The sequence below is a fragment of the Brevundimonas sp. genome (genome assembly GCF_031082345.1).
In the GTDB taxonomy this organism is placed as follows: Bacteria; Pseudomonadota; Alphaproteobacteria; order Caulobacterales; family Caulobacteraceae; genus Brevundimonas.
In genome coordinates this window covers 1-7,985 of the sequence record NZ_JAVHLH010000126.1, presented here as the reverse complement: position 1 = coordinate 7,985, position 7,985 = coordinate 1, and the positions used below count along the sequence as shown (strand labels likewise).

The 7,985-nt window shown below is 69.6% G+C and carries 8 protein-coding genes and 1 pseudogene; 6 read left to right on the top strand and 3 right to left on the bottom strand.

What is annotated here, in order from left to right; genetic code table 11:
• The 6 genes and pseudogenes from RDU12_RS09410 to RDU12_RS09385 all read left to right on the top strand — a co-directional run.
• Positions 1-232 (top strand): annotated as a pseudogene (locus tag RDU12_RS09410) (cytochrome b/b6); the annotation flags it as partial.
• Positions 233-240: 8 nt separating this feature from the next.
• Entirely contained in the window at positions 241-1,113 is an 873-nt protein-coding gene (locus RDU12_RS09405; protein ID WP_300290528.1) for a cytochrome c1, read from the top strand.
• 150 nt (positions 1,114-1,263) lie between these two features.
• Positions 1,264-1,848, top strand: a complete 585-nt coding sequence (locus RDU12_RS09400; protein WP_300290526.1) for a DUF1579 domain-containing protein — start codon at positions 1,264-1,266, stop codon at positions 1,846-1,848.
• An 80-nt stretch (positions 1,849-1,928) separates the two neighbouring features.
• Positions 1,929-3,590, top strand: coding sequence for a M28 family metallopeptidase (locus RDU12_RS09395; RefSeq protein WP_308684507.1), 1,662 nt, complete (start codon positions 1,929-1,931; stop codon positions 3,588-3,590).
• A gap of 100 nt (positions 3,591-3,690) precedes the next feature.
• Positions 3,691-5,319, top strand: coding sequence for a M28 family peptidase (locus tag RDU12_RS09390; RefSeq protein WP_300291394.1), 1,629 nt, complete (start codon positions 3,691-3,693; stop codon positions 5,317-5,319).
• The gene (locus RDU12_RS09385) at positions 5,319-5,705 is read left to right on the top strand and encodes a RidA family protein (RefSeq protein ID WP_300291396.1); all 387 of its coding nucleotides are present in this window, start codon (positions 5,319-5,321) and stop codon (positions 5,703-5,705) included. The genes RDU12_RS09390 and RDU12_RS09385 overlap by 1 nt, the downstream gene beginning before the upstream one ends.
• Before the next feature lie 5 nt (positions 5,706-5,710).
• Here the strand turns inward: RDU12_RS09385 and RDU12_RS09380 are convergent, their stop codons facing one another.
• From RDU12_RS09380 to RDU12_RS09370, 3 genes are all read right to left on the bottom strand, one after another.
• Positions 5,711-6,853: a beta-ketoacyl-ACP synthase III gene (locus RDU12_RS09380; RefSeq protein WP_300291398.1), complete on the bottom strand. Its 1,143-nt coding sequence runs from the start codon at positions 6,851-6,853 to the stop codon at positions 5,711-5,713.
• A 76-nt stretch (positions 6,854-6,929) separates the two neighbouring features.
• Complete coding sequence (locus RDU12_RS09375) at positions 6,930-7,787, bottom strand: CoA ester lyase (protein ID WP_308684506.1); 858 nt, start codon at positions 7,785-7,787, stop codon at positions 6,930-6,932.
• Positions 7,787-7,985 (bottom strand): SDR family oxidoreductase (locus tag RDU12_RS09370; RefSeq protein ID WP_308684505.1); only part of this gene is annotated, 199 nt, incomplete at its 5' end. The genes RDU12_RS09375 and RDU12_RS09370, both read right to left, overlap by 1 nt.

Sequence of the window (7,985 nt, the reverse complement as noted above, 5' to 3'; positions counted from 1 at the left end):
CGCCCAGGTGGTGCCGGGCATGCCCAGCTTCGTCCTCTTCGACGGCCAGCTGAACAGCTACCTGTGGCTGACGCGCCTGTTCACGCTCTACTACTTCGCCTTCTTCATCGTGATCATGCCGCTCCTTGGCCTGCGCGAGACCCCGCTGCCTATCCCGGCGACCATCTCCGAACCGGTTCTGCCCACGGTAGACGCCCCGCTCGGCGCCGCCTCTTCCGAGCAGAAGGGCTGAGACCGACCATGACCCTCGAGACTTCGATGCGTTCGATGAAAAAGACCCTGGTCCTGATCGCCGTTGCGGCCGGCCTCGCCATCTCGGCCCAGCCCGCACTTGCCGCCGGCGGCGCCAAGCACCCGCGCAGCGGCGGCTTCAGCTTCGAGGGGCCGTTCGGGACCTTCGACCAGGGCCAGCTGCAGCGTGGCTACAAGGTCTACCGTGAGGTCTGCGCGTCCTGCCACAGCATGGACCTGATGCATTTCCGCACCCTGGCCGAGCCGGGCGGTCCGTTCTACGACCCGCATCAGGCCAATCCGGCCGACAACCGCTTCGTCAAGGTTCTGGCCGCCGAGGCCCAGGTGCCGGACATCGACAGCGAGACCGGCGAGGCGATCATGCGCGACGCCGTGCCGGCCGACAAATTCCCGAACCCCTATCCCAACGCCGTCGCCGCGGCGGCCGGCAATGGGGGCGCGGCCCCGCCGGACCTGTCGGTCATGGCCAAGGCGCGCCACGACGGCGCCAACTACATCTATTCGCTGATGTCGGGCTATGTGGCGCCGCCCGCCGGGCTGCGGGTCGGTCCGGGCCAGTACTACAATCCCTATATGGCGGGCGACCTGAGCTCCTACTGGACTGGCGAGGGCCACGTGCCGGAGGGCGGCTTCATCGCCATGCCGCCGCCGCTGATGGACGGTCAGGTGACCTATGACGACGGCTCGGCCGAGACGGTCGATCAGTACGCCAAGGACGTCGCCGCCTTCATCGCCTGGGCGTCGGATCCGAAGCAGGTCCAGCGCAAGCAGACCGGCCTGGGCGTGATGATCTTCCTGTTCCTGTTCGCCGGCGTGACCTACGTCAGCTACCGCCGCATCTGGAAGGGCGTCGCCCACTAGGGGACGGCCACCGCCGAATGACGAACCCGCCGGGGCATCAGCGCCGGCGGGTTTTTCAATTGCGCCGCCTGGCGGATTCGGCTCCGGCGAACGCGGGTTGCCAAGCGTCACCAAGTGCTTTACAACGCAAAGCATAAGGGAGAGGCCGTCATGAAAGCCATGCATCTGATGTTGTCCGCGGCCGCCGCCGCGATCCTGATCGCCGCGCCGGTCACGGCCTCCGCGCAGGTCCCCGTTCAACCGGCCGGTTCCGTCGCCCAGCGCGAGGCCGTCGGGGCGCTGGACTTCCTGGACGGGGAGTGGCGCGGACAGGCGGTGGTCCACGGTCCCGGCGGACCCGAGACCCTGACCCAGACCGAGCGGGTCGGGTCATTCCTCGGCGGATCGATCAAGGTCATCGAGGGCCGGGGCTACGCCGCCGACGGCACGACGATGTTCAACGCCATGGCCGTGCTGTCCTGGAACGAGCGCGAGGGACGTTACGGGTTCCGCTCATACGCCAACGGCTATTCCGGCGACTACCGCTTCGAGCGCACCGAGGACGGCTTCCGCTGGGAGACGCCGGCCGGACCGAACGCCCGGATCGAATACGTCGCCGTCGTCCGCGACGGGACCTGGCACGAGGTCGGAACCTATATCGCGGAGGGCCAGCCGCCCCGGCCGATGATCGACATGCGCCTGACCCGGGTTGGTGACACCGGCTGGCCGGCGGAGGGGGCCGTCTCCCCGCGCTAGCGCCGGCTGTCGCATCGACAGGGGCGGATCGACGCCCTAACGTCCGGCCGGTTCGTTTTCGGCTGAGGGTGTTTCCGTCCATGCGTCTCCTTTCGTCCGCCGCCGCGCTTGCCGCCTGCGCCTTGATTTCCGCCTGCGCCACCGCGGGCGCCGAGGCCCCGGCGCCCGTCGCCGCCTTTGACGCCGCCCGCCTGTCCGAGCGTGCCCGCGTGTTGTCGGACGACAGCTTCCAGGGGCGAGGCATCGGCACGCCGGGCGAGACGATGACGGTCCGCTATCTGACGGAACACTACGCCGCGGCGGGCTTCCAGCCCGGGGGAGAGAACGGCGGCTGGACCCAGGACGTGACCCTGAACCGGTTCACGGCCTCGAACGTGCAGGCCAGTTTCGAGATCGCCGGAGAGACCGTTCCCCTGACGCAGGGCCAGCAGATCGTGGTCTCGACCCGCCTGCCCGGCGACCATGTGATGCTGGACGACGCGCCGCTGGTCTTCGCCGGCTACGGCATCACGGCGCCGGAGCGAAACTGGGACGATTTCAAAGACGTCGACGTGCGCGGCAAGGTCATCGTCGTGCTGGTCAATGACGCCGATTTCGAGCAGCCCGAGCTGAACACCTTCAACGGCCGGGCCATGACCTACTACGGCCGCTGGACCTACAAATACGAGGAGGCGGCCCGGCGCGGGGCGGCGGGCGTCATCATCGTCCACGAGGTCGCCCCGGCCTCCTATGGCTGGGCCACGGTGACCAACAGCTGGTCCGGCCCGCAGTTCGACATCGTGCGCGAGAACGCGGCGGCCGAGCGCGTCCCGGTCGAAAGCTGGATCCAGCGCGACGTGGCGGTCGACCTGTTCCGCAAGTCGGGGCTCGATTTCGACGCCCTGAAGGTGCAGGCGCGCAGCCGCGACTTCCGACCGGTCGCCCTGCCGGGCGCGACCTTCAGCGGCATGTTCGACGTGGCCGCCACCCAGATCACGACGAAGAACGTCCTCGCCCGCCTGCCGGGCGCGACGCACCCGGACGAGACCATCCTCTACACCGCCCACTGGGACCACATCGGGGTGGGCGAGCCGGACGCCAACGGCGACGCCATCTTCAACGGCGCGGTCGACAACGCCACCGGCACCGCCGCCCTGCTGGAACTGGCCCGCATCTGGGGCGCGGGGCCGCGCCCGGAACGGTCGATCGTGATGATCAGCTTCACCGCCGAGGAGAGCGGCCTGCTGGGTTCGGAATACTACGCCGCCAATCCGGTCTGGCCGCTGGAGAAGACCGTAGCCGGGTTCAACATGGATGCGATGAATGTCTATGGCCGGGTCGCCGACCTCGGCGTGGTCGGATACGGCCAGTCGGAGCTGGACGAATTGCTGGCCGCCGCCGCCGCCCGTCAGGGACGGAGCATCGCGCCCGACGCCAACCCGGCCGCCGGCAGCTATTTCCGCAGCGACCACTTCCCGCTGGCCAAGCGCGGCGTGCCCATGGCCTACGCCGAGGGCGGCGGCGCGTTCCGGGATCCGCCGGTCGCGCCGCGCGAAGCGGCCCGCGATGAATACGGCTCGAAACGCTACCACCAGGCCGATGACGAATGGTCGGCCGACTGGGATCTGGCGGGGCAGATCGAGGACATGGAGGTCGCGCTGTGGATCGGTCGCGACCTGGCCAACAGCCGCGACTGGCCGGGCTGGAAGCCGGGCTCGGAATTCGGTCCCGCCCGGGCCGCGAGCGCCTCGGCGCGGGACTGAGACGGGCCGGCCCAGTCAAGGCGGACATGACGAAAACTTAATGGGCGGTCCGTCGGGGCCGCCCTAGACTGCGCCCAAAATCGGGATGGAGCGTTCCTCTATGTTTCGTGCATTCACCAGCGGCGTCGCCGCCGCGGCGCTGCTGTTCGCCGCCGGATCGGCCCTGTCGCAGGACTTTTCGGCCGAGCGGATCAGCAACGACATCCGCACCATCAGCGCCGACGAATTCCAGGGCCGCTATCCGGGCACCGAGGGCGAGCGGATGACGCTGACCTGGCTGCAGGCGCAGTACGAGGCCATGGGGCTGGAGCCCGGCGGGCCAGACGGCCAGTGGCTGCAGCCGGTGCACCTGAAGCGCTTCACGCCGGTGGCGGATGCGGCCAGCGCCAGCTGGACCGGCCCGGACGGCGTCAGCCATCCGCTGACCGTCGGGACGGACGTGACCCTGCGCGCCGCCACCAACGACGGCCGCGCCTCGATCAGCGGCGCCCCGATGGTCTTCGCCGGCTACGGCATCACCGCGCCGGAGCGGAACTGGGACGACTACGGCGACATCGACGTGCGCGGCAAGGTCGTGGTCGTGATGGGCGGCGAGCCTGAGGGCGAGCTGTTCAACGGCGAGTACAGCACCAACTATGAGTCGGGCGCCTACAAGGCGGACGAGGCCTTCCGCCGCGGCGCGGTCGGCCTCGTCACCCTGGTGCCCCAGCCGGCGTCCTCGCCGATGTGGACCCGGATGACCCAGTACGCGAGCCGGACGCGGACCCTGACGCCGGGCGGCGCCGACCTCGAATTCTCCATGGCCATCAACCACGACGTGGCGCTGCAGTGGGCGACCGCGGCCGGCCTCGACATCGACAAGCTGGACAGCATCGGCTCCGGCGCCTTCAAGGCGGTGGCGCTGAACGGGGTGAGCCTGTCGGTGGACGCCGCCGAAACCAGCGAGACCCTGGTCACGCACAATCTGCTGGCCCGGCTTCCCGGAACCGAACGGCCGAACGAGACCATCATCTATTCGGCCCACTGGGATCACGTCGGCGGCGAGGCCCAGCACCCGGAGACGCCGGGCGACGACAAGATCTTCAACGGCGCCTGGGACAATGCCTCGGGCACCGCCGGCGTGGTCGAGATGGCCCGCCAGATCAGCCAGGCCCCGCGGCCCGAGCGCTCGATCGTCTTCGCCCATATGGCGGCCGAGGAGATGGGGCTGATGGGGGCCTACGGCTATGCGGCCGACCCGGTGTATCCGCTGGAGACGACCGTCGCCGACATCAACATCGACATGCTGCCGCTGTCGGGGCCGACGAAGGACGTGCCGATCTTCGGCAAGGGCCAGAACGACCTCGAGGACCGGCTGCAGGCGCTGGCCGCGCCGCTGGGCCGTTACGTCTCGGACGACGGCATGCCGGAGCAGGGCTTCTATTACCGTTCGGACCACTTCCCCTTCGCCCGGGCGGGCGTGCCGGCGATCATGCCGTGGCACGGCTGGGACTGGGTCGAGGGCGGCCGGGAGGCCGGCGAGGCCGCGTGGCGGGCCAAGTTCGGGGCCGACTATCACAAGCCGTCGGACGAATGGTCGGCGGACTGGGACCTGACCTCGGCGACCGAGAACCTGACCCTGCTGTATCACCTCGGTCTCGACCTCGCGAACGGCGAGGACTGGCCGGGCTGGAAGCCGACCTCGGAGTTCGCCCAGGTGCGCGCCCGCTCGGACGCCGCCCGCCAGTGATGGCGACGATACGGCCCCTGACCGGCGACGGCTCGCCGCCGGTCGAGGGCGCCTATCCGCAGGCGGTGGAGGTGACGGGGCCCAGCCGCTGGCTGTACCTGTCCGGCCAGATTCCGGTCGCGCCCGACGGCTCGCTGGCGGCCGACTTCACCGGCCAGTGCGAACAGGTCTGGGACAATATCGAGACCCAGCTGGGCGCCGCCGGCATGACGCTGGACAACCTCGTCAAGGTGACGACCTTCCTGTCGGACCGCAGCTACGCCCTCGAGAACCGCGAGGTCCGGGGGCGGCGGCTGGCGGGGCGCCAGCCGGCCCTGACCGTGATCGTCACCGGCATCTTCGACGAGGCCTGGCTGGTCGAGATCGAGGCCGTGGCGGCGGCGTAAGGCTCCTAGGCCCGCTTGCGCACGAACACCGTCCCGGCCGAATAGCCGGCCCCGAAGCTGCAGATCAGGCCGGTGTCGCCCGGATGGAAGCCGTCGTGGTGCAGGTGGAAGGCGATGATCGAACCGGCCGAGGAGGTGTTGGCGTAGTCGTCGAGGATGATGACGTTCTCCTCCGGCGTCGGCTCGCGGCCCAGCACCTTGCGGCCGATGAACTGGTTCATGTTGATGTTGGCCTGGTGCAGCCACAGCCGCTTCAGGCCGGTCGGGTCGACGCTCAGCTCGGCGGCGTGGTCGACGATCATGTCCGAGACCATCGGCACCACGTCCTTGAACACCTTGCGTCCCTGCTGGACGAACATCTTGTCGGTCAGGCCGCTGGCGGCGACCGGCTCGGCCTCGCCCGTGGGCAGGGCCGCCTTGTTCAGGAAGCCGAAATTGTTGCGGATGTTGTTGGACATCACCGTCTTCAGCCGGGTCCCGAGAATCTCCCAGCCGTCCTTCGCCTGGTCCTCCGCCTCGATGATCACGGCGGTGGCGACGTCGCCGAAGATGAAGTGGCTGTCGCGGTCCTTGAAGTTCAGATGGGCCGAGCAGATCTCCGGATTGACCATCAGCACCGCCTTGACCGAGCCCGAGGCGATGAAGTCGGCGGCGGTCTTGATGCCGAAGGTGGCCGAGCTGCAGGCCACGTTCATGTCGAAGGCGAAGCCCTCGATGCCCAGGGCCTGCTGCACCTCGATCGACAGGGCGGGATACGGCCGGGGCATGTTGGAGGCGGCGCACAGGACGGCGCCGATCTCGCTGACCGGCTTGCCCCAGGCGGCGATGGCTTGCTGCGCGGCCTTCACCGCCATCTCGGCCATCACCGACAGCTCGTCGTTGGCGCGTTCCGGGATGTTCGGGACCATCCGGGTCGGGTCGAGCACGCCGGCCTTGTCGATCACGAAGCGCGACCGGATGCCGGACGCCTTCTCGATGAACTCGACCGAGGACGGGGTCAGGGCCTCGAGGTCGCCGGCGGCGATGCCGGCCGCGTGCTGCTCGTTGAAGCGCTCGGCGAAGGCGTTGTAGGCCGCCACCAGTTCCTCGTTGGAGATGGACTGCTCCGGCGTGAACAGGCCGGTGGCGGCGATGACGGCTTTGGTCATGGAAAGAGGTGGCCCTGTCGCTCGTGGCGCGGCCGCTCGCTGCTTGAGGGCCGGCTGGGTTCTGTTTCTGGACGGACTAGATAGGCCCGTCCCGGGGCGGCGTCGAGATGGCGGCGTGCCGGGCCAGCAGACGGTGGGCGGCCTCGAGGTGCAGCCGCTCGACCATCCGGTAGCCGACCCGGATCGCGCCCTTGCCCTGGGCGTCGGCGGCGGCGAAGGCGGCGACTACCTCCTCGGCCCTGGCGACCTCCGCGGGCGAGGGGGAGAAGGCGGCGTTGGCGGCGGCGATCTGGTTCGGATGGATCAGGCTCTTGCCGTCGAAGCCGAAGGCGCGGCCCTGCCGGCATTCGGCCGCGAGCCGGTCGGCGTCGTCGGTGGCGTTGACCACGCCGTCGATGGCCAGCAGGCCATGACCGCGGGCGGCGGCGACCACGGCGGCCAGCCAGGGCTTGAGCGGCTCGCGATCGTGGCCCAGCACCAGGTTCATCTGTTCGCGGAAATCGTTGATCCCGAGCATCAGGGCCGCGAGCGGCGCCCCGGCGCCGGCGATCCGGTCGAGGCGAAGCACCGACAGGGGGGTCTCGATCATGATCCACAGAGCGACCCCCTGGGGCAGCCGGGCGGCGACGTCGCGGACGGCTTCCGGGCTCTCGATCTTGGGCGCGACCACGAATTCTGGCTTGTGAACACAGAGTGCGGTCAGGTCATCCGCGCCCCAAGGGGTGTCCAGACCGTTGACCCGAACGCCGACGCGGGGCCCGAAACCGCCGGCCTCCAGCGCGGCGACGGCCGCACGACGCGCCCCGGCCTTGGCGTCCGGGGCGACGGCGTCCTCGAGGTCGAGGATGACGGCGTCCGCGTCCAGGCCGCGCGCCTTTTCGATCGCGCGGGCGTTGCTGGCGGGCAGGTAGAGGACCGAGCGCGTCAGCTGCATCAGACGCGGCCCGTGACCGGGAGCAAGGCCCCGGTGATGGCCCGACTGTCCGGGGAGGCGAGGAACAGCATGACGCGGGCGAGGTCGGAGGGCTGGACCCATGTCGATGGATCGGCGTCGGGCATGTCCTTGCGGTTCTCGGGCGTGTCGATGATGCTCGGCAGCACGCAGTTCACATGGATGCCCTTCTCCCGCAAT